24 protein-coding genes are annotated in these 24,257 nt (G+C 73.6%); 12 read left to right on the top strand and 12 right to left on the bottom strand.

The window, feature by feature from the left end; translation table 11 throughout:
* Positions 1-18: 18 nt before the first annotated feature.
* From msrB to ACZ5WG_RS31335, 4 genes are all read right to left on the bottom strand, one after another.
* Positions 19-426, bottom strand: a complete 408-nt coding sequence (gene msrB / locus ACZ5WG_RS31320; RefSeq protein ID WP_468727628.1) for a peptide-methionine (R)-S-oxide reductase MsrB — start codon at positions 424-426, stop codon at positions 19-21.
* 22 nt (positions 427-448) lie between these two features.
* On the bottom strand, positions 449-1,846 hold the full coding sequence (gene murC / locus ACZ5WG_RS31325; RefSeq protein ID WP_468727629.1) for a UDP-N-acetylmuramate--L-alanine ligase: 1,398 nt from the start codon (positions 1,844-1,846) through the stop codon (positions 449-451).
* A gap of 82 nt (positions 1,847-1,928) precedes the next feature.
* On the bottom strand, positions 1,929-2,396 hold the full coding sequence (locus ACZ5WG_RS31330; RefSeq protein ID WP_468727631.1) for an indole-3-glycerol phosphate synthase: 468 nt from the start codon (positions 2,394-2,396) through the stop codon (positions 1,929-1,931).
* Between the two features lie 148 nt (positions 2,397-2,544).
* A complete protein-coding gene (locus ACZ5WG_RS31335; RefSeq protein ID WP_468727632.1) occupies positions 2,545-3,348 on the bottom strand; it encodes a pyrimidine reductase family protein in 804 nt (267 codons plus the stop codon).
* Positions 3,349-3,432: 84 nt separating this feature from the next.
* Here ACZ5WG_RS31335 and zapE point away from each other — a divergent pair, with 84 nt between their 5' ends.
* From zapE to ACZ5WG_RS31360, 5 genes are all read left to right on the top strand, one after another.
* Complete coding sequence (zapE, locus tag ACZ5WG_RS31340) at positions 3,433-4,497, top strand: cell division protein ZapE (RefSeq protein WP_468727780.1); 1,065 nt, start codon at positions 3,433-3,435, stop codon at positions 4,495-4,497.
* Between the two features lie 70 nt (positions 4,498-4,567).
* The gene (locus ACZ5WG_RS31345; protein WP_468727633.1) at positions 4,568-4,993 is read left to right on the top strand and encodes an OsmC family protein; all 426 of its coding nucleotides are present in this window, start codon (positions 4,568-4,570) and stop codon (positions 4,991-4,993) included.
* Positions 4,994-5,161: 168 nt separating this feature from the next.
* Positions 5,162-6,520 carry an alkaline phosphatase PhoX gene (locus ACZ5WG_RS31350; RefSeq protein ID WP_468727635.1) on the top strand — a complete coding sequence of 453 codons (1,359 nt, stop codon included), beginning with the start codon at positions 5,162-5,164 and terminating at the stop codon, positions 6,518-6,520.
* A 191-nt stretch (positions 6,521-6,711) separates the two neighbouring features.
* Positions 6,712-7,542, top strand: coding sequence for a PPK2 family polyphosphate kinase (locus tag ACZ5WG_RS31355; RefSeq protein WP_468727781.1), 831 nt, complete (start codon positions 6,712-6,714; stop codon positions 7,540-7,542).
* Positions 7,543-7,625: 83 nt separating this feature from the next.
* The gene (locus tag ACZ5WG_RS31360) at positions 7,626-8,555 is read left to right on the top strand and encodes a polysaccharide deacetylase family protein (RefSeq protein ID WP_468727637.1); all 930 of its coding nucleotides are present in this window, start codon (positions 7,626-7,628) and stop codon (positions 8,553-8,555) included.
* 92 nt (positions 8,556-8,647) lie between these two features.
* Here the strand turns inward: ACZ5WG_RS31360 and ACZ5WG_RS31365 are convergent, their stop codons facing one another.
* The 4 genes from ACZ5WG_RS31365 to ACZ5WG_RS31380 are packed head-to-tail and all read right to left on the bottom strand — an operon-like array spanning position 8,648 to position 10,995.
* Positions 8,648-8,860, bottom strand: a complete 213-nt coding sequence (locus tag ACZ5WG_RS31365; RefSeq protein WP_468727638.1) for a hypothetical protein — start codon at positions 8,858-8,860, stop codon at positions 8,648-8,650.
* 14 nt (positions 8,861-8,874) lie between these two features.
* Positions 8,875-9,489: an ABC transporter gene (locus ACZ5WG_RS31370; RefSeq protein ID WP_468727640.1), complete on the bottom strand. Its 615-nt coding sequence runs from the start codon at positions 9,487-9,489 to the stop codon at positions 8,875-8,877.
* Between the two features lie 19 nt (positions 9,490-9,508).
* Complete coding sequence (locus ACZ5WG_RS31375; RefSeq protein ID WP_468727782.1) at positions 9,509-10,324, bottom strand: ABC transporter ATP-binding protein; 816 nt, start codon at positions 10,322-10,324, stop codon at positions 9,509-9,511.
* Positions 10,321-10,995 carry an AIM24 family protein gene (locus tag ACZ5WG_RS31380; protein ID WP_468727641.1) on the bottom strand — a complete coding sequence of 225 codons (675 nt, stop codon included), beginning with the start codon at positions 10,993-10,995 and terminating at the stop codon, positions 10,321-10,323. The genes ACZ5WG_RS31375 and ACZ5WG_RS31380 overlap by 4 nt, the downstream gene beginning before the upstream one ends.
* A gap of 71 nt (positions 10,996-11,066) precedes the next feature.
* On the opposite strand from ACZ5WG_RS31380, the gene ACZ5WG_RS31385 reads away from it, so the two are divergent.
* The 4 genes from ACZ5WG_RS31385 to ACZ5WG_RS31400 all read left to right on the top strand — a co-directional run bounded on the left by ACZ5WG_RS31385 (position 11,067) and on the right by ACZ5WG_RS31400 (position 16,237).
* The gene (locus ACZ5WG_RS31385; protein WP_468727642.1) at positions 11,067-11,834 is read left to right on the top strand and encodes an aminoacyl-tRNA hydrolase; all 768 of its coding nucleotides are present in this window, start codon (positions 11,067-11,069) and stop codon (positions 11,832-11,834) included.
* A 103-nt stretch (positions 11,835-11,937) separates the two neighbouring features.
* Positions 11,938-13,302, top strand: a complete 1,365-nt coding sequence (locus ACZ5WG_RS31390) for a multinuclear nonheme iron-dependent oxidase (protein ID WP_468727643.1) — start codon at positions 11,938-11,940, stop codon at positions 13,300-13,302.
* A complete protein-coding gene (locus ACZ5WG_RS31395) occupies positions 13,299-14,381 on the top strand; it encodes a TIGR04222 domain-containing membrane protein (RefSeq protein ID WP_468727644.1) in 1,083 nt (360 codons plus the stop codon). Before ACZ5WG_RS31390 ends, ACZ5WG_RS31395 begins: the two co-directional genes overlap by 4 nt.
* Positions 14,382-14,530: 149 nt before the next feature.
* A complete protein-coding gene (locus ACZ5WG_RS31400) occupies positions 14,531-16,237 on the top strand; it encodes an alpha/beta hydrolase (protein ID WP_468727645.1) in 1,707 nt (568 codons plus the stop codon).
* A gap of 131 nt (positions 16,238-16,368) precedes the next feature.
* Here the strand turns inward: ACZ5WG_RS31400 and hemQ are convergent, their stop codons facing one another.
* Entirely contained in the window at positions 16,369-17,082 is a 714-nt protein-coding gene (gene hemQ, locus ACZ5WG_RS31405) for a hydrogen peroxide-dependent heme synthase (RefSeq protein WP_053788392.1), read from the bottom strand.
* A gap of 23 nt (positions 17,083-17,105) precedes the next feature.
* A complete protein-coding gene (gene hemG / locus ACZ5WG_RS31410; RefSeq protein WP_468727646.1) occupies positions 17,106-18,569 on the bottom strand; it encodes a protoporphyrinogen oxidase in 1,464 nt (487 codons plus the stop codon).
* 177 nt (positions 18,570-18,746) lie between these two features.
* Between hemG and ACZ5WG_RS31415 the strand changes: the two genes are divergently transcribed.
* The gene (locus ACZ5WG_RS31415; RefSeq protein WP_468727647.1) at positions 18,747-19,739 is read left to right on the top strand and encodes a DUF4349 domain-containing protein; all 993 of its coding nucleotides are present in this window, start codon (positions 18,747-18,749) and stop codon (positions 19,737-19,739) included.
* Between the two features lie 60 nt (positions 19,740-19,799).
* On the top strand, positions 19,800-21,200 hold the full coding sequence (locus ACZ5WG_RS31420; RefSeq protein WP_468727648.1) for an FAD-dependent oxidoreductase: 1,401 nt from the start codon (positions 19,800-19,802) through the stop codon (positions 21,198-21,200).
* Positions 21,201-21,203: 3 nt separating this feature from the next.
* Here the strand turns inward: ACZ5WG_RS31420 and ACZ5WG_RS31425 are convergent, their stop codons facing one another.
* Entirely contained in the window at positions 21,204-22,334 is a 1,131-nt protein-coding gene (locus ACZ5WG_RS31425) for an NADAR family protein (RefSeq protein WP_468727649.1), read from the bottom strand.
* A gap of 46 nt (positions 22,335-22,380) precedes the next feature.
* Positions 22,381-23,484 (bottom strand): uroporphyrinogen decarboxylase, encoded by a 1,104-nt coding sequence (gene hemE / locus ACZ5WG_RS31430; protein WP_468727651.1) that lies wholly within the window; start codon positions 23,482-23,484, stop codon positions 22,381-22,383.
* 91 nt (positions 23,485-23,575) lie between these two features.
* Here hemE and ACZ5WG_RS31435 point away from each other — a divergent pair, with 91 nt between their 5' ends.
* Positions 23,576-24,232, top strand: a complete 657-nt coding sequence (locus ACZ5WG_RS31435; protein WP_468727652.1) for a DUF3000 domain-containing protein — start codon at positions 23,576-23,578, stop codon at positions 24,230-24,232.
* Positions 24,233-24,257 lie beyond the last annotated feature (25 nt).

Consider the following 24,257-nt stretch of genomic DNA (forward strand, 5'->3'; position numbering starts at 1 on the left):
GGCCCCGGCGCCGGTTCGTCAGCCCCCGTCGGGGGTCAGCCGCAGCGAGATGGAGTTGATGCAGTAGCGCTGGTCGGTGGGCGTGGGGTAGCCCTCGCCCTCGAAGACGTGGCCCAGGTGGGAGCCGCACTTCGCGCAGAGCACCTCGGTGCGGACCATCCCGTGCGAGACGTCCGCCTTCAGCTCGACGGCGTCGGAGTCCTTCGGGTCGAAGAAGGACGGCCAGCCGCAGTGCGACTCGAACTTCTCGGTGGAGCGGAAGAGCTCGGCACCGCAGGCACGGCAGGAGTAGACGCCGGCCGTCTTGGTGTCGGTGTACTCACCGCGGAACGCCGGCTCGGTGCCGGCCAGGCGCAGCACCTGGTACTCGGACGGCGTCAGCTCCGCCTGCCACTGCTCGTCCGTCTTCTCGACCTCGTACGACATGACTCTCCCGATCCCTCGTCACTCAGTCCGTCAGCCGGGCGAGGATCGCCGGACCCAGGTCCGTGACGTCGCCCGCGCCCATGGTGAGAACGAGATCACCGGGCTTGGCCATTCCCGCGATGACGTCGGCGACGGCGGCCTTGTCGTGCTCGGCGGTGACGTCGGCGCCCGCGGTACGGGCCGCCGCGATGATGATCTCGCTGGTGATGCCGGGGATCGGGTCCTCGCGGGCCGGGTAGATGTCCAGGACCACGGCGGAGTCGGCGAGGGAGAGGGCCTGGCCCATCTCCTTGCCCAGCTCCTGGGTGCGGGAGAACAGGTGCGGCTGGAAGACGACCAGGATCCGGGAGTCCCCGGCCGCGCCCCGGATGGCCTCCAGGTCGGCGGTCATCTCGGTCGGGTGGTGCGCGTAGGAGTCGATGACCTGCACGCCCGCGGCCTCGCCCTTGAGCTGGAGGCGGCGCTTGACGCCGGTGTACTTGCCGAGGGCGGAGGCCAGGTTGTGCGCCGGGATGCCGAGGGCGACACCGGCGGCGAGGGCCGCGACGGCGTTGTGCGCGTAGTGGCGGCCGGGCACGGAGACGGTGAAGGTGAGCATCCGGCCGTCGATGACCACGGTGACCTCGCTGGTCAGACCACGCGGGGTGATCTTCGTGATCCGGACGTCGGCGCCCTCCTCCTCGCCGTACGTGACGACGTTCAGGCCCTCGGTGCCACGGACCCGGCCGGCGATCTCGGCGGCGCCCGCCTGGCCGTGGGCGACGACCAGGGTGCCACCGGGCACGATCTTGCCGACGAAGGTCTCGAAGGACTCGTAGATCTCGTCCATCGACGCGTAGTTCGCGTGGTGGTCGAGCTCCGCGTTGAGGATGATCGCCACCTGCGGGGTGTACTTGTGGAAGCTGCGGTCGCTTTCGTCCGCCTCGGCCACGAAGATGTCGCCCCCGCCGTGGTGGGCGTTGGAGCCGGGGGCGTCCAGGTCCCCGCCGATGGCGTACGAGGGGTCCAGGCCCAGGGCCGACAGGGACACCGCCAGCATCGAGGTGGTGGTGGTCTTGCCGTGCGTACCGGCGACCGCGATCGGCCGCAGGCCGTCCATCAGGGCGGCCAGGGCGTCGGAGCGGTGCACGACGGGGATGCCGAGCTCGGCGGCGCGGGCCAGCTCCGGGTTGTCGGCGCGGATGGCGCTCGAGACGACGACACAGGTGGCGTCGTCGGCGAGGTGGCCGGCCGCGTGCCCGATGTGGACGGTGGCGCCGTGGGCGCGCAGCGCCCCGGCCGTCTCCGAGTCCTTGGCGTCGCTGCCGGCGACCTGCGCGCCGCGCTGGGCGAGGATCTTCGCGATGCCGGACATCCCGGCGCCGCCGATGCCGATGAAGTGCGGGCGTTCCATGGCGTTCGGCAGGCCGGGCGGCGTCATACGGGATCTCCCCAAAGTGCGGGTCGGTACGTCGGGGGTCTCGGCGGTGCGGACCGTCCCGGCGCGTGTGTCGGACGCCAGCCTATTCGTTGTGGGCGAAGAGCTTGAGCACCGGAACCCCGACCTTGTGGCGCGCGCGGGAGGCCCAGTCCCGGTGGAAGAACTCCTCGACGAAGTGCGGAGCGGTCAGGACGATCACCTCGTCGGCGTTCGACTCCTCCACGACGCTCTTCAGCTTGTCGAGCGGATGGTCCTCGATGATCTGCCCGCTGGCCTTGGCGCCCTTCTTGCGCAGGGCCTCCAGGGAGAAAGCGAGGGCCTGCTCGGCCGGGCCGCGGGCGGCGTGGCCCTCGGGTACGTCGGCCTCATGGAGCGCCTCCGGGAGCTCACCGAGCGCCACGTCGTCGATGGCGCGCAGCAGCCGGTCCTGGTCGCCCCTGGGCTGCATGAGGACAAGGAAGGAGACCGGGTCGTCCCCGTGCAGGCTGGTGACGAAGTCCACGTCGACGCTGGTCAGCGGCTGCTCGATCATCAATACGCTCGTGAACACGGACGCCCTCTCCTTCATGGGCCAGGGCCGGTCGGCCGGCCCCTGCGGAAACCATCCTGCCCCGCTCTCGCACGGGGCCTTGCGGGGAATGTCTGCCCAGGTATGTGCCCACCGGAAGCTAAGCGGAACAAGAAATTCCGCCCCTTGCTCAGATCCGACGGTAGCTCGTGAACAGGAACCCGGCCTCCTCCAGTACGGAGGCGGGCGCCAGCCGGTGCGGCACGGCGACCGAGGGCCCACCCGAGATGCGCTGGGCGCCGCCCGCCGCCAGCATCGGCGAGATCGTCAGGCACAGCTCGTCCAGCGCGTCGGCGGCCACGAACTGCCCCAGCAGCCGGGGGCCGCCCTCGGTGAGCTGGCGGCGCAGCCCCCGGTCCGCGAGCTCCCGCACCACCCGGGCCGGATCCGCGCCGGCCCCGCTGCCGGCCACCACGACCTCGGCCCCGGCCTTGACGGCCGCGGCCACCCGGTCGGCGGGCGCGGCCGCCCCGGTCACCACGAGGGTGGGCACCAGGGGAGAGGTGAAGAGGGGAAGAGAGAAGTCCAGGTCGAGGCTGGCCGTGACCACCGCGATGGCGGCCGCGGGCCCCTGTCCGGCGGCCGCGCGCCGGGCCGCGAAGGCCTCCCGGGCCCGGGCCGGGCGGTAACCCTCCTGGCGAACCGTTTCGGCTCCGACGACCACCACATCGGCCAGCGCCCGCAGGGTGCCGAAGATCCGCATGTCGGTCTCGCCGGAGATCGGCTGCGAGCGCCCGTCGTGCTGGGCCGCGCCGTCCAGGGTGGAGACCATGTTGGCCCGCAGCCAGTGGCCCTCCGGGCCGAGCTCCGGGTACGCGTACGCATCCGCCAGCTCGTCCAGCGACCACTCGCGGTCACCGCGGTCCGCGCTGGCCGCGCGGGCCGGTGTCTGATCGGCTGGTGTCTGATCGGTCACAGGGAACAGGCGTCGCATCGGTGCAGTGTGCCACGCCCCGTAGAGTTAAGAGCTGTGTCAACATCACTCTCCACCTCCGGATCCACCTACGGGCGACCCCCGATAGCCGGCCCGGCCGACGTCGGCCCGCAGGCCCTGTGCGCCCGCGAGCCGCGGGTGCCCGCCGAACGGCTGGTGGCCGAGATGGTGCCGCCGCCCCGCTTCGACTCGGTGCGCTTCGACACGTACAACCCGGACCCCGGACAGCCGAGCCAGTCCGAGGCCGTCACCGTGCTCAGCGGCTTCGCCGCCGGGCTGGGCGGAGCCCACGCGAGCGGCGGCGGCAAGCGCCGCTGGTTCGCGAAGAAGGCCCCGGCCGCGACCGCCCCGCGCGGGGTCTACCTGGACGGCGGCTACGGCGTCGGCAAGACCCACCTGCTGGCCTCCCTCTGGCACGCCACCCCGGCCGAGCCCGCACTGAAGGCCTTCGGCACCTTCGTGGAGCTGACCAACCTGGTGGGCGCGCTCGGCTTCCAGCAGACCGTCCAGACCCTGGGCGGCCACCGCCTCCTGTGCATCGACGAGTTCGAGCTGGACGACCCGGGTGACACCGTTCTCGTCTCCTCGCTGCTCAGCCGTCTCGTCGAGCAGGGCGTGGCACTCGCCGCCACCTCCAACACCCTGCCCGGCAAGCTCGGCGAGGGCCGGTTCGCCGCCGCGGACTTCCTGCGGGAGATCCAGGGACTCTCGGCACACTTCCGCCCCCTGCGCATCGACGGCCAGGACTACCGCCACCGCGGCCTGCCGGAGGCGCCGGCGCCGTTCTCGGACGAGCAGGTCACCAAGGCCGCGTACGCGACCGAGGGCGCGAGCCTGGACGACTTCCCGGGCCTCCTCGAACACCTGGCCCGGGTCCACCCCAGCCGGTACGGCGCCCTCACGGACGGCATATCGGCGGTCTGCCTGACCGACGTCGGCCCGGTCCCGGACCAATCGACGGCCCTGCGCCTCGTGGTCCTGGCGGACCGGTTGTACGACCGCGAGATACCGGTCCTGGCATCGGGCGCCCCCTTCGACAAGCTCTTCAGTGAAGAAATGCTGAACGGCGGCTACCGCAAGAAGTACTTCCGGGCCATCTCGAGGCTCACCGCACTGGCACGCGACGCGAAACCCCTGGTGTCCCAGTAGGTTTGGAGGCGCCGGCCGTTCCCCTTGGGCGACGGTCCGGCCGTTCCCAATTCCTCCGAAGGGATCCACCATGGCCACCACGCGTACCGCGCACACCAACTGGGAAGGCAACCTGCTCAAGGGCGCCGGTGTCGTCACCCTCGACTCCTCGGGTCGGGGCTCGTTCGACGTCTCCTGGCCCTCGCGCGCCGAGGCCGCGAACGGCAAGACCAGCCCGGAAGAGCTGATCGCCGCCGCGCACTCCAGCTGCTACTCGATGGCGCTCTCGCACAGCCTGGACGGTGCCGGCACCCCGCCCACCCGGGTGGAGACCAAGGCCGATGTGACCTTCCAGCCGGGTGAGGGCATCACCGGCATCCACCTGACGGTGCGCGCCGAGGTCCCGGGCCTGGACGCGGAGGGCTTCGCCGCGGCCGCGGAGGACGCGAAGAAGAACTGCCCGGTCAGCCAGGCCCTGACGGGTACGACGATCACCCTGAGCGCAGAGCTCATCTGACGCCGGCCCCGGCGGGGCGCCGTTCCCGCCCCGCCGGCGTGTGAGGCGCGGAGGTTCGGGGGCCGGCTCCCGACAGCGGCGCCGCGGCCCGGCCCGGCGCGTCCGGTCGCGGGGCGCGGGGCCGCGTGGTACCACGGCCCCGTCACCCCCTCGCCCCGGGAGCCGCCGATGTCCGTCACCCGCCGTACCCTGCTCGCCGCCGGCACCGGCATCGGTATCGGTATCGCCTTCACCGGATCCCTCGGCGCCCTCTTCGCCGGGAGTTCCCGGGCCACCCCGCCCCGGCAGGGGTACGGGCCGCTGCTCCCGGACCCGCACAAGCTGCTCGATCTCCCCGCCGGGTTCCGCTACCGGGTGATCTCCCGCGCCGGCGACCCCCTCCGCTCCGGCGAGGGCACCGTACCGGCCAACTGCGACGGCATGGCCGCCTTCGACGCGGGCTCCGGCCGCGTCCGCCTCGTCCGCAACCACGAGAACCGCACCACCGCAGCCCTCCGCGTCCCCGCCGTCGACGGCCTCACGTACGACCCCCACGCGCTCGGCGGCTGCACCCTCCTCGACCTCGACCCGAGCGGCAGCGTCACCGCCGAGCGCGTCGCCCTCGCCGGCACCGCCGTCAACTGCGCGGGGGGCCGCACCCCCTGGAACACCTGGCTCAGCTGCGAGGAGACCGAGGACCGGGCCGGGACCTCCGGGTACACCGAGGACCACGGCTACGTCTTCGAGGTCGACCCCGCCGACCCGCACCGCTCCGGCGCCGTCCCGCTCACCGCGATGGGCCGCTTCGCGCACGAGGCCGTCGCCGTGGACCCGCACCGCGGGACCGTCTACGAGACCGAGGACGCCTTCATCGAGCCCTTCGGGCTCTTCTACCGGTTCCTGCCCGCGCAGCCCCTCCGCGGCCCCGGCTCCCTCCGCGCCGGCGGCGCCCTCCACGCCATGCGCGTCCCCGGCGTCCCGGACCTCTCCGTCGTGAAGGAGCCCGGCGCCGAGTTCCCCGTCGAGTGGGTCCCCGTACCGGACCCGTCCGCGGCCGGCACCCCGATCCGGTTCCAGGACTTCGGGCCGGGCGGTATCACCCACGCGCAGAAGCTGGAGGGCTGCTACTGGGGTGACGGCGGCGTCCACTTCGTCTCCAGCTACGCCCGCACCCTCGAGGGCGCGGCCGCCGACCACCACGGCCAGGTGTGGTTCCACGACCCGCGGCGCGCCACGATCCGCCTGGACGTGCTGTTCGGCCCGGCCGCCGACATCCAGCTGCCCGGGGACTCCCCCGACAACATCTGCCTGGCCCCGGACGGCGGCCTGATGGTGTGCGAGGACGGCGGCGGGGCGCAGTACGTCTTCGGCGTCACCCCGGCCGGCGAGGTCTACCCGATGGCCCGCAACGCCGACGACATCGGCCGGCCCGGGGCCCCGGAGTGGGGGGAGTTCGCCGGGGTCACCTTCTCCCCGGACGGACGGACGATGTACGTCAACGCCTACACGCCGGGGACCACCTTCGCCGTGACGGGCCCCTGGCGCTGAACGGCCGTGCCCTCGCGACCCCGTCCGATGTGGTGGAGGATCGGAGGGAATCGACCGGATCGGCGTAGGTGGCGGTGGCGGTGGCGGTGGCCAAGAAGACCAAGAAGAAGGACGAGAACGACAAGGACGGGAAGCGCGGCAAGGCCCCGAAGCGGGCCGGGCGGGCCGAGCCCCCCGCCCCGGACGCCCCGCTGCGTCCGCTGCTCCGCGTCCCCGCCGGCGAGCGCATCGACCTCGGCGCCTTCGATCCCGCCGCGACCCCCGGCGGCCCCGCCGGCAAGACCGCGGGCCTGGCCGCCACCGCGCAGCTGGCCGGGCCGCTCGCCTCGCTCCAGGAACGGCTGTACGCGGCCAGCACCGCCGGCGACCGCCGCCGCGTCCTGCTCGTCCTCCAGGGCACGGACACCAGCGGCAAGGGCGGCACGGTCAAACACGTGATCGGCCTGTTCAACCCCTCGGGCTGCCGTATCAGGGCCTTCAAGGCGCCCACCCCCGAGGAGCGGAGCCACCCCTTCCTCTGGCGCATCGAGCAGGCCCTCCCCCAGCCGGGCGAGATCGGCATCTTCGACCGCTCGCACTACGAGGACGTCCTCATCGCCCGGGTCCGCGAGCTGGTGTCGCGCAGCGAGCTGAACCGCCGCTACGCGCAGATCAACCGGTTCGAGGAATCCCTCGCGGCGGACGGCGTGACCATCGTGAAGGTGCTCCTCCACATCGGCTACGAGGAGCAGCGCAAGCGGCTGCTCGAGCGGCTCGACAACCCCGGCAAGCACTGGAAGTTCAGCCCGGCCGACATCGACGAGCGCGGACTGTGGCCCGCGTACCGGCACGCGTACGAGCTGGCCCTGGAACGCTGCTCCAGCGACGCCGCGCCCTGGTACGTCGTCCCCGCGGACCGCAAGTGGTACCGCAACTGGGCGGTCAGCAAGCTGTTGCTGGAGCACCTGGAGGAGTTGGGTCCGCGCTATCCCGAGGCCGGCTTCGACGTCGAGGCGTGCCGCGCCCGGCTGCTCGAAACCTGAAGGGGCGTGGCGGGCGGGCGATTCACGGGCCCGCCCCCGCGCCGCTGCGATCTGCTTTGCAGATGGTCATATATTTTGCCTGCGTGACCCTTTCTGTGCGCAATGTGGCGGTCGCGGCCGCCCTCAGTGCCGCTCTCTGCACCGCCCTCACCGGCTGCGGAGGCGGCAGCGGCACCTCCGGCTCCGGTGCCGGTTCCGGCAGCCAGGCCCGTATGGGCAGCCCCGGGGCCTCCGCGCCGCCGGCCTCCCCCGCCTCCCCCGCCTCGCCGCAGGCAGCCGGCTCCTCCCCCGCCGCCACCGCGCCGCCCGCCAAGGCCCCGACCCTGGCGCCCGGCCCGAACGGCCTGACCCCCGTCTTCGAGCGGGCGAAGCAGCAGACCGACAAGACCGTCGCGCTGACCTTCGACGCCGACATGACCTCCGACCAGGGGAAGCGGGCCGCGGACGGGGAGCATTTCGACAACCCGCAGCTGATCGCCACCCTCCGCAAACTGCAGGTGCCCTCGACGATCTTCATGACCGGCCGCTGGGCCGAGGAGTACCCGGACCAGGCCAAGTCGATCGGCACCGACCCGAACTTCGAGATCGCGAACCACTCGTACAGCCACCACGCCTTCACGTCGCCCTGCTACGGGCTCCCCACGCTCGACGCCGCCGCCGCGCGGGCCGATGTGGACCGGGCCTTCGCCGCCTTCCGCACGGCCGGCGCGGTCAACACCGTCCCGTACTTCCGCTTCCCGGGCGGCTGCTACGACGACCAGGCGCTGCGCGCCGTGTCCACGGCCAAGGTCACGGCCGTCCAGTGGGACGTGGTCAGCGGGGACGCCTTCGCCAAGGACCCCGACGCGGTGGCCGAGCAGGTCCTCGCCGGGGTGAAGCCCGGCTCGGTGGTGGTCATGCACTGCACGCGCAGCGCCGCCCCCGTCACCGAGGAGGCCATCCGTAAGATCGTCCCGGAGCTGCGCAAGCGCGGCTACCGCTTCGTGAAGGTGTCCGAGCTCATCGGGAAGTAGGCCGCGCCCAAGGGCCGTCCCCTAATCCCCGGCGGGCGCACGACGCCGGCTGCGGCACCTCGCGCCGATCCACCGGGGATTGCGGGACAGCCTTAGCCGGAGCAGGCGGTGCGCTGCGCGTCCTGCCACTCGCACACCGGACACAGCACCACGCCCGGCGTCGCGACCCCGTATTCGGTGGGCTTGCCGCACTCCAGGCAGTCGGCGTACGGCGGCCCGGCCACCCGCCCGGCCACCCGTCCGGCCGGCGCCGCCGGGGCGGGGCAGTACGACTCGGCCTCGGCCTGCAGGTCCATTTCGTCCATGCCCACGAGCGTACTCAGCCCCGGCGCGCGCTGACGAGGCAGGCCACCGCACCCGCCCCGCAGGCCAGCACCAGCGACCCCGCGAAGGCCGCCAGCGGCAGCGTCACGGCCTCCACCCGGGAACCCTCCACCAGCGCGGTCACCGCGCTGCGCGCCGGGGAGCCGGCGATGCCCCACGCCAGCAGCGAGCCCAGGCCGCCCGCGAGGACCGCGAGCCCCGTCGACCGCAGCAGCGGCCGGCTGCACAACGCCCCCACGGCCGCCCCGGTCAGCGCGCACGCGAGGACCGCCAGTACCCCGGCCAGGGCGGCGTCCTCCGGTTCCACCCTGCGCCCGGGGTTGCCGATCAGCAGCACCGCCACCGTGCCCCCGGCCCCGGCGAGCAGCGCGACGAGCAGGGCCGCCGCGTGCACCCGTACGGGACCGGCCGCGGCGGCCGCGCAGTCGCGGGCGGCGGCGGGCTCGTTGGTCACACAGAGCCGGACCGGCCAGGCCGTGATCGGTACCAGTCCGGCGGCCGCGAAGCCCAGCGAGTCCAGCAGCGGATCGCCCGGCCGCACCCCCGCGGCCAGGAAGGCGGCGTACAGCAGCAGCGGGCCGATCCAGCGCTGGGAGCGCAGCAGCAGCACTGCTAACGCAGCAGGCCGGTCACGGCAGTTCCTCCACGGCTCTGATGTGCCAGGGCGCGGGCGCGGTGAGCAGCTCGCGCAGCACGGCGTCGGACCGGGCGGCGGGCACCGTCAGCAGCAGGCCCCCGCCGGGCGCGGGCGCGGCGGCCAGGCCCGCGGGCGGCTCGGCGCCGGGCGGCCCGGCCGCCTCGATCCGTACGTACGGCCCTGCGTCGGCAGGCTCCCGCACGGGGATCAGCGCGGCCCCCTCGACGCGGTGGTGCGCATCGGCCGATCCGGCGAGCCGCGCCGGTTCGTGGTCGACGAAGACCACGGTGCCCCAGGCGGCGGTCCGCTCGGCGACGGCCCGGTCCAGCTCGGCACGCGCGGCGGTGTCGAGCCCGGTCCAGGCTTCGTCCAGGACGAGCAGCCCGGGCTCGGCGAGCAGGGCTTGGGCGACGGCCACCTTCCGGCTGCTGCCCTCGGAGAGTTCGGCCAGCGGGGTGCGCGCGTACCCGGCCGCGCCGAACCGCTCCAGCCACTCGGCGGTCCGGTCCGCCGCCTCGGCGCGTGCCAGCCCGTGCACCCGGCCCATGTGGGTCAGGTAGGCCGTCGCGGTGAGCGGCAGCGCCGCCGGGAAGCGCTCGGGCACGTAGGACGTCCGGCGCGGGCGCCCGGTGATCCGCCCCTCGGACGGGGTGTCGATCCCCGCGACGATCCGCAGCAGGGTGGACTTGCCGCCGCCGTTGCGGCCTTCGACGCGGACGAGCGCACCGGGCGGCAGGTCCAAGTCGACCCCGCGCAGCACCCAGGGCCGCCGCACTCCGTAGCGGCGGCCCACGCGGTCGAGTTTCAGTGGGCCGCCGTCGTCTCGGTCACCTCGCTGGGGCGGACGATGACGAAGCCCTCGCCGCGCAGCATCAGCTGGACGGCCTCGCCGGAGCCGCCGCGGATCATCGAGCCGACCGACTGGGAACGGTGCAGGCCCGTCTCCAGCTGGGCGCTCCAGCCGACCACCGCGTCGGTGTCCACGTACACGGGGTTCTGCGCCGTGACCGGGATGATGATCGGGTGGCCGTCACAGACCACGGCGAGCTTGCCGGTACCGGTGAAGAGGCTGTTGAAGAGGCCGCCGCCGGTCATGCCGGCGCCCTTCACCATCTTTATCTCGTACGAGAGCGTGGGGTCGAAGCAGAGCACGTTGCGGCCGTTGATGGTCAGCGAGTCGCCGGGTTCGAAGTCGATGACGAAGCACTGGCCGCCCTGGTGCGCGAACCAGGCCTCGCCCTGCCCGCGTACGGACATCAGCGCGAGGCCCTCGCCGGTGACGGCGCGCTTGAGCATGCCGCCTATGCCCTGGCCCTTGCGCTCGAACTGGAGGTTCCCCCGGAAGGCGACCATCGAGCCCTGACGGGCCAGCATTTCACCGTTGACGGTGTACTTCACGGACTTGGCGTTCTGCAGGGTCATGCCCGGAGCAGCGGCGGGCTGGGCCAGGTTCTCGGACGCAAAAAGATCGCTCTTCATGACCCCGATCCTCACCCGGCCCAGGACCCCGCGGCATCATCCTCAGGTTGGAGGCTGGCATCCTTGGCGGGATGAGCAGCCAGCACCAGAACCACACTTCGGACGTACCCGCAGTCGGGGCGGACAGCCCGTTCCGGCAGGAGCACGTCGTCCGCGACGAGGCACCGCAGTTCGTCCTGCCCCTGGTGGTGCGGATCGAGAAGGCCGAGCCGCCCGCCCGGACGGACGCGCTGGAGACGGCGGCCCGGGCGGTGCTGGTCCTGCTGACGGACGAGCGGGCGCACGGCGAGGGCGAGTGGGCCGAGGCGGTCCGGGACTGGCAGGACGCGCGGATCCGGAAGGTGGTGCGGCGGGCGCGCGGTGCCGAGTGGCGCAAGGCCGGCACCCTGCCCGGCGTCACGGTGCACGGTGACATGTCGGAGGTACGGGTATTCCCGCCCGTGCCGTTGGACGGCTGGCCCAAGGAGCTCGCGAAGCTCCAGGTCTCGGGAACCGACCTGGACGACCCGGAGCCGGTCGCTCCGGCCGCCCCGGGGATTCCGGTGCTGTGGCTCAACCCGGACCTGGAGATGTCCGCCGGCAAGGCGATGGCCCAGGCCGGGCACGCGGCGCAGCTGGCGTGGTGGGAGCTGACCGCCCCCGAGCGCACCGCCTGGCAGGACTCCGGTTTCCGGCTGGCCGTACGGACGGCAGCGCGCGAGCGGTGGGCGGAGCTGAGCGGGAGCGGGCTGCCGGTGGTCCGGGATGCCGGATTCACGGAGATCGCACCCGGTTCGGCGACGGTGGTCGCGGACCATCCGGCGCTGCGGGCGCGGCTCGCCGGCGGAGTTTCGCGCTGACCCGGAACCTCAAATGTTGCTCTGAACGTCCCTTGGTGCGGTTGGCCTGACTCCGTCGGGGCGATGACATCGGCACACGACCGATGAGGGGGGGCGAGGGGACATGAAGACCATGGCGCACCTGGGGGTGGGCATCGGATGGCGGCCGGAGATCGCTGACGCGGTGGAGCGGCTGCCGGGGCTGGACTGGGTCGAGGTGGTGGCCGAGAACATCTGCCCCGGCCACCTGCCAGCGTCACTGCTGCGGCTGCGCGAGCGCGGCGTGCGCGTCGTACCGCACGGGGTCTCGCTGGGGATCGGCGGCGCCGAGCGGCCCGACGCGCAGAAGCTGGCCGCGCTCGGGGAGCGGGCGGTGGCGCTGGGGGCGCCGCTGGTCACCGAGCACATCGCGTTCGTACGGACGGCCTCGCCGGCGCTGGAGGCGGGGCACCTGCTGCCCGTGCAGCGGACGCGGGACGCGCTGGACGTGCTGTGCGAGAACGTCCGGATCGCGCAGGACGCGCTGCCGGTGCCGCTGGCGCTGGAGAACATCGCCGCGCTGATCTCGTGGCCCGGGGAGGAGCTGACGGAGGGGCAGTTCCTGACGGAGCTGGTGGAGCGGACGGGGGTCCGGCTGCTGATCGACGTCGCCAACCTGCACACGAACCGGGTGAACCGGGGCGAGGACCCGTTCGCCGTGCTGGACGCGATCCCGCTGGAGGCGCTCGCCTACGTGCACGTCGCCGGGGGCGTGGAGCGGGGCGGGGTGTGGCACGACACGCATGCGCATCCGGTGCCGGCGGTGGTGCTGGACATCCTGGCGGAGCTGCGCAAGCGGGTGGAGCCGGCGGGGGTGCTGCTGGAGCGGGACGACGACTTCCCGGCCGAAGCCGAACTGGCGCGGGAACTGGCCGCGATCCGTCAGGTACTGGACCCTGCGGGGCTGCCCCCTGCCCGCCCTTCCTCCTCCCCCGGACTCCGTCCGGGAGGGACCCCCGCCCGGGACTCCGCCCCGGACCCCGCGCCTCGAACGCCGGCGGGGCCGGAAAGCGCGCCGCAGGCGGACGGGGAAGGGCTGGAGCGGGCCCGGACGCGCATCGGGCTGGAGCAGGCGGCGCTGCTGTCGGCGCTGGTGGGCGGGACGCCCGTGCCCGAAGGGTTCGACCGGCAGCGCGTACGGGTGCAGGCGCGGGCGCTGGCCGCCAAGCGGGCCGGGGTCGTCGCGAAGCTCGCGCCCGAGCTGCCCGGGATCCTGGGCGGTGAGGACCCGTACCGCGAGGCCTTCCTCGCGTACGCCCGCAACCGGCCCATGACCGCCGGATACCGGCGCGACGCCCTTGACTTCGCCGAGCACCTGCTGATCCAGGACCTGCCCGCCGACCCCGTGGCCCGGCGCCGGCTCACCTCCTGGTGGCGGGACCGGGTCGGGGCGCGGCCGCCGCGCCGGATCGTGCGCTGGGCCCGGACCCTCGTGGGGCGTGCGGCATGAACGTACTCGCCGTAGCGATCTGGATCGCCGTCGTCGTCTCCACCGTCCTGCTGCTCCGCGGCCTCCGGCGCTCCCGCCCGCCGTCGGCCGGTCCGGCACCGCGCCTGCACGACCTGTCCGAGGCCGCGTTCATGGCCGGCGGCCCCGGCGCGGTCGTGGACTCCGCGCTCGTCTCGATGCTCGGGGACGGCCGGCTGGTGGTCGGCGGTCCCGGGATCGTCCGGGTACGCTCCGGGGCGCGGGCCGGCGACACCGCGGAGCGGGCCGTGCTCGAGGCCCTTCGGCAGGCCCCGTCCGGCTGGCTCTACCAGGTGCGGTACGCCGCCATGGTCGACCCCGCCATCCAGGAGACCGGCGACGCTCTGGCCGCCCGCGGGCTGCTCGCGGCGCCCGGCTCGGGGCGGAAATGGCGGCGGTGGGCGCTGATCCAGGTCGTGGTGTGCGCGGTGTGGGTGGTGTTCTCGCTGCCCCTCACCTTCGTGGCGCTGGCGCTCGACTCCGGCCCGCAGGTGCCGTTCGCCATCAAGGTGTTCCCTGCGCTGGCAGGCGGAATCGTCATGGGCTGCGCCCTTGCGGCCCGGGCCAGGCAGCGGCTCACCCCGGCGGGGCGGGCGGCGCTGCGCGAGATCCGCACGCAGTACCTGAACGACCAGACCCCGCACGTGCAGACCGCCCTGCACGGGCTGCGCGGCCTGCGGGACCCGTACCTGCGGGAGCAGTTGGTGCCCGCCGCGCGTAGTACCAGGCTGGCGGCCGCGCAGTCGCGCTCCGCGCCCCGCGGCTCGTCCTCCTCGTCCTCGCCCTCGTCCTCGTCGGACTCCTGCGGGTCTTCCGCCGCGGTCCTGCCCGTCGTGTGGTGCGCGGGCAGCAGCGACGGCGGGGGAGGCTCCGGGGCCGGCTGCGGGTCCACCGGATCCGGCTGTGGCTCCCCGGGGTCGGGGGCGAGCTGTTCCTCGGGCTCGGGCTCCGGCTGCGGGTCCTCGTCGGGCAGCAGCTGCGCGAGCAGCAGCTCCAGTTGTTCCAGCAGTTCGAGCTGCAGCAGTTCGTCCGGTTCGAGCTGCGGCAGCAGCAGTTCCTGACCGGGCGCCTCGCCCGGGCCGATCCCGCCCTACGGGCGGCATCGGCCCGGGCAACGGGGGGAATCCGGCCGACACCCGGCGGTGATCCTGTACAGGGCCCCGGCCAGCGCATCTCATCGGTTCATCCGAAGAGATGAAGGCGGCCCGTGATGCAGACTCCGCTCGCCCGCTGCGGAGTCGCCGCGGCGGTGCTCTCCCTCACCCTCTGGACTCCGTCCCCACCCGCCCGGGCGACCGCCCCCGGCCCGGACACCGTCGGCCCCGCGGCGAGGGAAGCCACCGAAAGCGCCGGCTCCGCCGCGAGGACGGCCGCCGCGAACGCCGGCGCCGAACTCGCCGCCCGCCGCGCCGCCGAAGCCTCCGGGGCCTCCGGGCTCCGCTTCCGCCGCTGTGCCTCCGTCGAGGAGTTGCCCTCCACCGTGCAGTGCGCGAGCCTGCGGGTTCCGCTCGACTACGCCCGGCCCGACGGGCCGCAGATCTCCCTCACCGTGAGCCGGGTCGCCGCCACCGGCCTCGGCGGCGCCGCGCGCCAGGGTGCGCTCGTCTACAACCCCGGCGGCCCCGGCGCCTCCGGGATGTTCTTCCCGCTCCTCGGCGACCTCCCCGAGTGGGAGCGCATCGGCGCCGCCTACGACCTCGTCGGCTACGCCCCGCGCGGAGTCGGCCGTTCCGCCCCGCTGTCCTGCGAGGACCCGGCCGTCCGGGCCAAGGGCCCCACCCAGGTCCCGGCGGAGCCCTCCGCCGCGTACAAGCAGCAGCGCATCGCCGCCGCCCGGGCCTACGCCCGCGGCTGCGCGCAGCGGGCCGGCGCGGCCCTGCCGTATTACTCGACCCTCGACAACGTCCGCGACCTGCACGTGCTCCGCGCCGCGCTCGGCGAGGAGAAGCTGACCTTCATGGGCGCCTCGTACGGCACCTACCTGGGTGCCGTGTACGCCACGCTCCACCCCGGCCGCGTCCGCCGGATGGTCCTCGACTCCGCGGTCGACCCGGACCCGCGCCGCATCTGGTACCTCGACAACCTCGACCAGGCACCGGGGTTCGAGCGCCGCTGGTTCGACTTCCGCGCCTGGGCGGCCCGGCACCACTCCACGTACCGGCTCGGCGCCACCCCGGCGGCCGTGCAGGCGAGCTACGAGCGCGTGCGGGACGCGGTGGCGCGCACTCCGGCGGACGAGACCGTCGGCACCGGTGAGCTCCAGGCCGCCTTCCTGCAAGCCGCGTACTACGACGACGTGTGGCCGGAGCGGGCCGCCGCGCTCAGCGCCTTCCTGGCCGGCGATCCGGGCCCGCTGGCCGAACAGGCGCACCCGGAGCCGGAGTCGGCGGCCGCGCGCGAGAACGCGCGGGCGGTGTACACGGCGGTGCTGTGCAACGACGCCGCCTGGCCCGCCGAGTGGGAGACCTGGGACCGCGACAACACCGAACTGGCGCGCCGGGCGCCCTTCGAGACCTGGGCCAACGCCTTCCTGAACCTGCCGTGCGCGTACTGGCCGGCCGGCGAGCGGCAGCAGCCGGTGGCGGTCGGCGCGCAGCCGGCGGTGATCCCCCGCACGCTGGTCGTCGCGGCGGAGCGGGACGGGGCGACCCCGTACCCGGGCGCGCTGGAGCTGCAGCGGCGGCTCGGCAGCGGGGCCGCGCTGGTCACGGAGGAGGGGGCCGGCGCCCACGGAGTGTTCGGCGGACGCAATGGCTGCGTGAACCGTCACGTGGAGCGGTACTTGCTGACAGGTGACACCTCGGGGTGGCGTGTCACGTGTGCGCCGCATCCGGAGCCCGCACCGGTGTCGCTGGACGACCGGGCAGCACGAACCCCCGGGAAGGTACCCAGGGCTCTGCTGCCGCCAGTCGTCTGAACTTCCGGGCGGGATCTCCGGCTGCGTCGTTTCGGGGGTCAGGCCGTCATCCGGACCAGCCTCCCGATCCACCGGAGGCCGCTCCCCAGTCAAGAGAGCAGTACTCCGGTTCCTTCCCCCCAGGGGAGGTATCAGGCGAGCCCGGCCACCAGATCGGCGACGGACTTGCGGCGTCCGGTGTAGAAGGGCACTTCTTCACGGACGTGCATACGGGCCTCGGAGGCACGCAGGTGACGCATGAGGTCGACGATGCGGTACAGCTCGTCGGCCTCGAAGGCCAGCATCCACTCGTAGTCGCCCAGCGAGAAGGAGGCGACCGTGTTGGCGCGGACGTCGGGGTAGCCGCGGGCCATCTTGCCGTGGTCCGCGAGCATGCGCCGGCGGTCCTCGTCGGGCAGCAGGTACCAGTCGTACGAGCGCACGAACGGGTAGACGCTGACGTAGTCGCGCGCGACCTCGTCGGCCAGGAAGGCCGGGATGTGCGACTTGTTGAACTCGGCCGGGCGGTGCAGGGCCATGTTCGACCACACCGGCTCCAGCGCGCGGCCGAGCTTGGTGCGGCGGAACAGGTTGTACGCGGTCTGCAGCTCGTCCGAGGTCTCGGCGTGCCACCAGATCATGATGTCCGCGTCGGCGCGCAGGCCGGAGACGTCATAGGTGCCGCGGACGGTGATGTCCTTGGCGGCCAGCTGGTCGAACAGCTCCTGGACCTCGTCGGCGTAGCCGGTGCGGTCCTCGGGCAGGACGTCCTTCAGCTTGAAGACGGACCACAGGGTGTAGCGGATGACCTCGTTGAGGTCCTTCGCCTTCTTCCCCGCGTTGGGAATCTTCTCTGGTGCAGTCATGTGTCCATTGTCCCGTGTGCTGATCAGTGGTCGGTGCCAGGGGTGCCCAACGTGGCCATCACCACGTCGGCCGCCCTGCCGGCGCTCGCGATGCACGCCGGGATGCCCACGCCGTCGTACAGCGCCCCGCACACCGCGAGGCCCGGCAGGGCCGCGACGGCGCCGCGGATCCGGGCCACGCGGGCGAGGTGGCCGACCGGGTACTGGGGCAGGCCGCCGTCCCAGCGGGTGACGGTGGAGGCGACCGGCCGGGCCGCGAGGCCCACGGCCTCGCCGAGGTCGCGCAGCGAGACCTCGACCAGCTCGGAGTCCTCGCGCCCCAGGTCGCCCTCGTCGCCGTACCGGCCGACCGAGGTGCGCAGCAGGAAGAGATCGGGGTCGGCTCCCGCCCAGGCCCACTTGTTGCTGGAGAAGGTGGAGGCCTTGATCGTCCGGCCGTCGACGGGCGGTACGAGGAATCCGCTGGCGCCGCCCTCGGTGATCGCGGCGGGCAGCTCGGAGCGCCGGAAGGCCATCGTCACCAGGGCCATCGAGGCGTACTCGACGGACCGCAGCTCGCCGGCCGCGGCCGGCGCGAGCCCGTCCAGCAGCCGGGCGGCGGGCCCGGCCGGGACGGCCAGGACCACGGCGTCGGCGTCGAGCACCTCCGCGTCGGTGACGACCCTCCAGCCTCCGGCGCTGCGCTGGAGCCCGCGCACGGCGGTACCGGTGCTGATCCGCGCCCCCGCCGCCCTGCATGCCTCGGCCACGGCCTGCGGGAGCCGTCCGATGCCGCCGTCGATGCCGAAGAAGACGGGACCGGCCTGCTGGGGCTGCTGCGCGGCCCGCTGCTGGAGTTCGCGTACGCCGTCGCCCAGCGAGGCGTGCGTACGGGCGGCCTCGAAGAGCTGCGGGACGGCGGCCCGCATGGAGATGCGGTAGGCGTTGCCGGCGTAGACCCCGCCGAGGAGGGGCTCCACCAGGCGGTCGACGACCTCGTGCCCGAGGCGGGCGGCGACGTACTCGCCGACGGCCACGTCCTCGCCGATCTCCGCGGGCGGCAGCTCGCGTTCGGCCTCGATCCGGGCCAGGCCTTCGGCGGAGAGCACCCCGGAGGCGGCGAGCGGGGCCAGGTCGCCGGGGACGCCCATGACGTGGCCGCGCGGCATGGGCCGCAGCGCACCGCGGGTCCACAGGTGGGCGGTGGCGGTGGCGGGCGGCTGGAGGGCTTCGGCGAGGCCCACGGCCCGGGCCAGTTCCAGGGCTTCGGGGCGGCGGGCGAGCACGGACTCGGCGCCGAGGTCGACGGGTGCGCCGGCGAGCTCGCCGGCGAGCAGCTTGCCGCCGAGCCGCGGCCCGGCCTCCAGGAGCGTGACGCGCAGGCCGTCGGCGAGCAGCCGGTGGGCCGCGGCGAGGCCGGCGATGCCACCGCCGACGACGACGGCGTGTCCGGCCGGGGCCGCCGCCGCGCCTGCCGCGCCGTCCGTACGCATGTCCACTTCGTGCATGGACACATCGTCTCAGACCGTTCACCGGCCGATCACCGAGGCCGGACCGTGACCGCATCGGGATCGGCTCGGGACCGCCGGAGCGAAACCCGGGACGGGACCCTGTACGTCACAACGGCGACATCAGCCGATCCTCGGGGGGTACCACCGATGCGCACCAGCAAGAGAGTCACCGCTGTGAGACACCGCGGCGCGGCCACCCTGGCCGCCCTGTCCCTGGCCGGAGCGCTCGCGCTCACCGGGTGCGGCGCCGGCCAGGACGGCGCCGGCTCGGCCTCGGCCGACAAGGCCGCGGCCGGCGCCCCGGAGGGCGCGGCCCGGGGCAAGCCGGGGGCGGCAGCGGCGGCTCCCCCGGCGGCCGCGGGGACCTCGGGCTCCGATGCGGCCAAGAACGGGCAGCAGCCGGCTGCCGTACGCCCGCACGTCATCCGTACGGCCACGCTCGCCCTCGAGACGACGGACGCGCAGAAGGCCCTGGCCGCGGCACGTACGGCGGCGGAGGGCGCGGGTGGGTACGTGGGCAACGAGTCCACCAAGCGCGGCGAGGACGGCCGGATGACGTCCACGCTGACCCTGCGCGTGCCGGGCGACCGCTTCGACGCGGTGCTCGGCGCGATGGAGGGCAGCGGGAAGCTGCTCAGCCGCAAGGTCGACGCGCAGGACGTGACCGAGAAGGTCGCGGACGTCGACAGCCGCGTCAAGTCGCAGCAGGCGAGCGTGGCCCGGGTGCGGGAGATGATGGACAAGGCCTCGGCGCTCGGTGACGTGGTGATGCTGGAGAGCGAGCTGAGCAAGCGCCAGTCGGACCTGGAGTCGCTGCTCGCGCAGCAGACGGCGCTGAAGGACCAGACCTCGATGGGCACGATCACGATGGAGGTCTCGGAACCGGCCCCCAAGGCGGCGGACAAGCCGAAGGACGAGGAGCCGACCTTCCTGGGCGCCCTGAGCGGCGGTTGGAACGTCTTCACGACGATCGTGCGGTACCTGACCCTGGTGGTCGCGGTCCTGCTGCCGTTCGCGGTGACGGCCGTGCTGGTGCTGCTGTGCTTGCGCGCGTACCGGCGGCTGCGCCCGGCGAAGCCGAAGGCGGGGCTGACGCCGGAGAAGGTCCCGGCCGTACCGGGGGCGCGGTCCGCGGACCCGACGGAAAAGACCCACGTCCAGGACTGAACACGCATTCGGCCGTAGCGTGTTCGGTACGAGACGGCGGTGCGGAGGACGGGACGGACGATGGCGACGGAACGACTGGTGGTGGTCGGCGGCGACGCGGCGGGGATGTCCGCCGCGTCACAGGCCCGGCGGCTGAAGGGCCCGGCGGAGCTGGAGATCGTGGCCTTCGAGCGCGGGCACTTCACCTCGTACTCGGCGTGCGGGATCCCGTACTGGATCGGTGGCCAGGTCTCCGGGCGGGACCGGCTGATCGCCCGTACGCCCGAGGAGCACCGCGCCCGGGACATCGACCTGCGCATGCGCACGGAGGTGGTGGAGCTCGACGTGGCCGGGGGCCGGGTCCGGGCCCGCGATCTGGAATCCGGATCCGAATCCTGGACGGGCTACGACAAGCTCGTCCTGGCCACGGGAGCCCGGCCGATCCGGCCCCGGCTGCCCGGGATCGGCGCGCACGGGGTGCACGGCGTCCAGACCCTGGACGACGGCCAGCGGCTGATGGCCTCTCTGGAATTGACCGAGGGGCCGGAGCGTGCGGAGGGCCGCAGGGCGGTCGTCGTCGGCGCGGGCTACATCGGCGTGGAGATGGCGGAGGCGCTGGTCGCTCGGGGGTACGAGGTCACGGTCCTGCACCGCGGGCAGCAGCCGATGGCGACCCTGGATCCGGACATGGGCGCTCTGGTGCACGCGGCGATGAACCGGATGGGGATCCGTACGGTGTCCGGGGCGGAGGTCACGAAGATCCTCACGGACGATCGGGGCGGGGTCCGGGCGGTGGCCACGGCGGAAGGCGGGGAATACCCGGCCGACGTGGTCGTCCTCGGCATCGGCGTGGAGCCCCGTACGGCGCTGGCCCGCACGGCGGGGCTGCCGCTCGGCGAGTCCGGCGGCGTCCTGACGGACCTCTCGATGCGGGTCCGGGGCCACGAGAACATCTGGTCGGGCGGCGACTGCGTGGAGGTCCTGGACCTGGTGGCGGGCCGGATGCGGCACATCCCGCTGGGCACGCACGCCAACAAGCACGGCCAGGTGATCGGTTCGGGCGTGGGCGGCGGCTACGCCACGTTCCCGGGGGTGGTGGGCACGGCGGTGAGCAAGGTCTGCGACCTGGAGATCGCCCGTACGGGCCTGCGCGAGAAGGACGCCCTGGCGGCGGGCCTGCGGTTCGTCACGGCGACGATCAGCTCGACGACGACGGCGGGCTACTACCCGACGGCCGCGGACATGACGGTCAAGATGCTGGCGGAACGGCGCACGGGCCGGCTGCTCGGCGTCCAGATCGTCGGCGGCGCGGGCTCCGCGAAGCGGGTGGACATCGCGGCGGTGGCCTTGACGGCCGGAATGACGGTGGATCAGGTCGTATCCCTGGACCTGGGCTACGCCCCGCCCTTCTCCCCGGTCTGGGACCCGGTCCTGGTAGCCGCCCGCAAGGCCGTCTCGGCGGTGCGGGCGGCATCCGGCTGAGACCTAGCCCCGACGCGCGGCGCGCAGTTCGGACCGGACCAGCTCCAGCAGGCGGCCCGCCCAGTTCTGGCCGCTGCGGGGGCCGTCCGCGCGCCAGAAGGGGGCTTCGGAGATGCCGGTGTAGAGGATGCCCGCCTCCCCCGTGGCGAGCAGGATCTCGGCGAGCCGGGGGTGCTGGTCGAACTTGGCCCGCAGGAGCCCGGCCATGACCGCGAGCCGCACGGCCGGCCAGTCCGTACGCCGCGCCGCCCGTCCGCCCGTGTCCTGCGCCTCGCGCGCCGTCGCGCAGGCGCGGATCCGGTCGTGGTCGGCGGGTTCGGCCGCGGAGAGGGCCCAGTACCCGTGGAGCACGGTCGGGTAGGTCCGGCTCCCGTACGTGACGGGGGACTCGTAGTCGTTGCGCAGGACGAAGGCGCCGAGTTCGGCGGGCCGTCCGTTCGGATGCACGACCTCGTTGAGGACGACCGGGGGACGGGGCACTCCGGCGGGTTCGTCGGCGTACCGGACGGCCCGCCGCTCCTCGGCCTGCCCGACGGCCTCGTCGCATTGGGCGAAGTAGTCGCGGGCGCCCTGGTGCAGCTCTTCCGTCACCACCGGCCCGTCCCCGTCGACGGCCTGCCCGATGTCCGTCGTGAGGATCCGGAGCGGCCGGTCCTGGCGGTCCATGTCACCCAGGACGTAGATCCGCAGGTGGGCCGGGACGGCGAGATAGGCCTCCCGGAGCAGGGCCCGGTTGGTCTCGGTCGTCTCCCGCTGGTAGGCCCGGACGGCCTCCCGGAGCCGGTCGGCGGCCGTGGGCCGGCCGGCCAGCCGCACGATCTCGTCGGCGACCTCCCGGAGGAAACTCTCGTCGGTCCGCCGCTCCGGACTGCGGGACTCCCACTTCGACGGATCGGCGGGCCGCTCCCGGGTGTCCGGCCGGTCCAGTGCGATCTTCCCGGAAGCCAGCAGCTTCCCCAGCCCGGCCAGGTCGGTCGCCTTGGACCGGCCGAGGCTGATCCGGCCGTCCGCGTAGACGAAGAGGTGCTCGGGGTAGAGCTCGTCGGCCCGGTCGTACCTGCGCCATACGAGGCACCAGGCCCCGTCGATGTGTTCCCCGTCGGATATGCGAAACGTCGGTCCGTGCCATGTCATGCAGGGCACGGTACCGACGTTCTCGATCTTGTTGGGCCTGTGCGGATCAGTGGGCCGTCCGGGTGTGGACGTAGTCCACCAGGCGGGTCAGGGCGTCGGGGGGCGTAGTGGGGAGGACTCCGTGGCCCAGGTTGAAGACGTGGCCCTCCAGGCCCGACGCCGCCGCGAGGACCTCGTCGGTCTTCGCCCGCACGGCCTCCTCGGTGGAGAAGAGCACCGCCGGGTCCAGGTTGCCCTGGAGCGCCTTGCCGGGGCCGACGCGGCGGACGGCCTCGTTCAGCGGGACCCGGTAGTCGACGCCCATGACGTCCGCGCCGGCCTCGCCCATGAGGCCGAGCAGCTCGCCCGTGCCCACGCCGAAGTGGATGCGCGGGACCCCGTACGAGGCGACGGACTCCAGGACCTTCGCCGACGCCGGCATCACCGAGCGGCGGTAGTCCGCCGGGGCCAGTGCGCCGACCCAGGAGTCGAAGAGCTGGACGGCCGAGGCGCCGGCCTCGATCTGGACCTTCAGGAAGGCGGAGGTGATCTCCGCGAGGCGGTCCAGCAGGTCGGCCCAGAGCTCCGGGTCGCCGTACATGAGGGCCTTGGTGTGCTCGTGGTTCTTCGACGGGCCGCCCTCGACCAGGTAGCTCGCGAGGGTGAAAGGCGCACCGGCGAAACCGATCAACGGCGTGGCGCCCAGTTCACCCGTGAGCATGCCGATCGCCTCGGTGACGTACGGGACGTCCTCCGGGGTGAGGTCGCGCAGCTGTGCGAGGTCCTCGCGGCGGCGGATCGGCTGGGCGACGACCGGGCCGATGCCCGGCTTGATGTCCAGGTCGATGCCGATGGCCTTCAGCGGGACGACGATGTCGGAGAAGAAGATCGCCGCGTCCACGTTGTGGCGGCGGACCGGCTGGAGCGTGATCTCCGTGACCAGGTCGGGCCGCATGCACGACTCCAGCATCTGGGTCCCCTCGCGCACCTTGCGGTACTCGGGGAGCGAGCGCCCGGCCTGCCGCATGAACCACACCGGGGTGTGCGGCACCGGCTCCCGCCGGCACGCCTTAAGGAAGGCGGAATCGTACGTCTGACTCGGCTGGCCCGTCAGTGGGGTCTCCCCAGCGCGGGCGGAGCCTCGCGCGAGGGGAAGGTCGTTGGCGCTCACGCGCCAAATCTTCGCACGTATGAAGAAGTGCCCGGCCCGGCGCGGGTGTCCCTGCGCCGCACGGACGCTCGTTCCGCCTAGTCTTCCCCGCATGGCTGCGGCTCAGGGACGATTTTCAGATGGCGCTGACGGTGTGGACAGCACGAAGGAGAGCTCCGTCCCGCTCCCGTTCCGACGCGCGGTCGACGGCTTGAAGAAGGCGCGGCTGCGTCCGGGGATCGAGATCGACCCCACCAGACCGCCCCAGCGCCTGGCCCCGCACGCCTATGCCCTGGAGGCCGCGGTCGTGGACGGCGAGGACGACCTGGCCGACGGCCGGCTCATCCTGCTCCACGATCCGTCCGGGCACGAGGCCTGGCACGGGACCTTCCGGCTGGTGACGCTCGTACGCGCCGAGCTCGAGCCCGAGATGGCCGCCGACCCCCTCCTCCCGGAGGTGTGCTGGTCCTGGCTGACGGGGGCGCTGGAGGCGCGCGGCCTGGCGTACGGGGAGGCGAGCGGGACCGTGACCATGGCGAGCTCGCACTACTTCGGCGGACTCGCGGAGCGGCGGCCGGCCACGCAGATCGAGATCAGAGCCTCGTGGACGCCGCGCGAGGGCGTGGGCGGGGTGCCGGACACCTCGGCGCACCTGTCGGCGTGGTGCGAGCTGCTGTGCCAGATCGCGGGGCTGCCGCCGGTCGGGCCGACGGACTCGGGGACGGGTGTGGTCTCCCTGCCACAGCGGCGCGGTCCGCACCACCCGTAGCCGTAGCGCCGTACGGCGGCACCCG

Source organism: Streptomyces sp. NPDC032745 (assembly GCF_055579465.1).

Excerpts from the sequence above, each read along its gene's own strand:
- ACZ5WG_RS31395 (WP_468727644.1), top strand. The coding sequence starts at position 13,299 with ATGAACGTACTCGCCGTAGCGATCTGGATCGCCGTCGTCGTCTCCACC.
- ACZ5WG_RS31350 (WP_468727635.1), top strand. The coding sequence starts at position 5,162 with ATGTCCGTCACCCGCCGTACCCTGCTCGCCGCCGGCACCGGCATCGGT.
- ACZ5WG_RS31420 (WP_468727648.1), top strand. The coding sequence starts at position 19,800 with ATGGCGACGGAACGACTGGTGGTGGTCGGCGGCGACGCGGCGGGGATG.
- ACZ5WG_RS31435 (WP_468727652.1), top strand. The coding sequence starts at position 23,576 with ATGGCTGCGGCTCAGGGACGATTTTCAGATGGCGCTGACGGTGTGGAC.
- ACZ5WG_RS31365 (WP_468727638.1), bottom strand. The coding sequence starts at position 8,860 with ATGGACGAAATGGACCTGCAGGCCGAGGCCGAGTCGTACTGCCCCGCC.
- msrB (WP_468727628.1), bottom strand. The coding sequence starts at position 426 with ATGTCGTACGAGGTCGAGAAGACGGACGAGCAGTGGCAGGCGGAGCTG.
- ACZ5WG_RS31425 (WP_468727649.1), bottom strand. The coding sequence starts at position 22,334 with ATGACATGGCACGGACCGACGTTTCGCATATCCGACGGGGAACACATC.
- ACZ5WG_RS31345 (WP_468727633.1), top strand. The coding sequence starts at position 4,568 with ATGGCCACCACGCGTACCGCGCACACCAACTGGGAAGGCAACCTGCTC.
- murC (WP_468727629.1), bottom strand. The coding sequence starts at position 1,846 with ATGACGCCGCCCGGCCTGCCGAACGCCATGGAACGCCCGCACTTCATC.
- ACZ5WG_RS31335 (WP_468727632.1), bottom strand. The coding sequence starts at position 3,348 with ATGCGACGCCTGTTCCCTGTGACCGATCAGACACCAGCCGATCAGACA.
- ACZ5WG_RS31400 (WP_468727645.1), top strand. The coding sequence starts at position 14,531 with ATGCAGACTCCGCTCGCCCGCTGCGGAGTCGCCGCGGCGGTGCTCTCC.
- hemQ (WP_053788392.1), bottom strand. The coding sequence starts at position 17,082 with ATGACTGCACCAGAGAAGATTCCCAACGCGGGGAAGAAGGCGAAGGAC.
- ACZ5WG_RS31380 (WP_468727641.1), bottom strand. The coding sequence starts at position 10,995 with ATGAAGAGCGATCTTTTTGCGTCCGAGAACCTGGCCCAGCCCGCCGCT.
- ACZ5WG_RS31385 (WP_468727642.1), top strand. The coding sequence starts at position 11,067 with ATGAGCAGCCAGCACCAGAACCACACTTCGGACGTACCCGCAGTCGGG.
- hemG (WP_468727646.1), bottom strand. The coding sequence starts at position 18,569 with ATGCACGAAGTGGACATGCGTACGGACGGCGCGGCAGGCGCGGCGGCG.
- ACZ5WG_RS31390 (WP_468727643.1), top strand. The coding sequence starts at position 11,938 with ATGAAGACCATGGCGCACCTGGGGGTGGGCATCGGATGGCGGCCGGAG.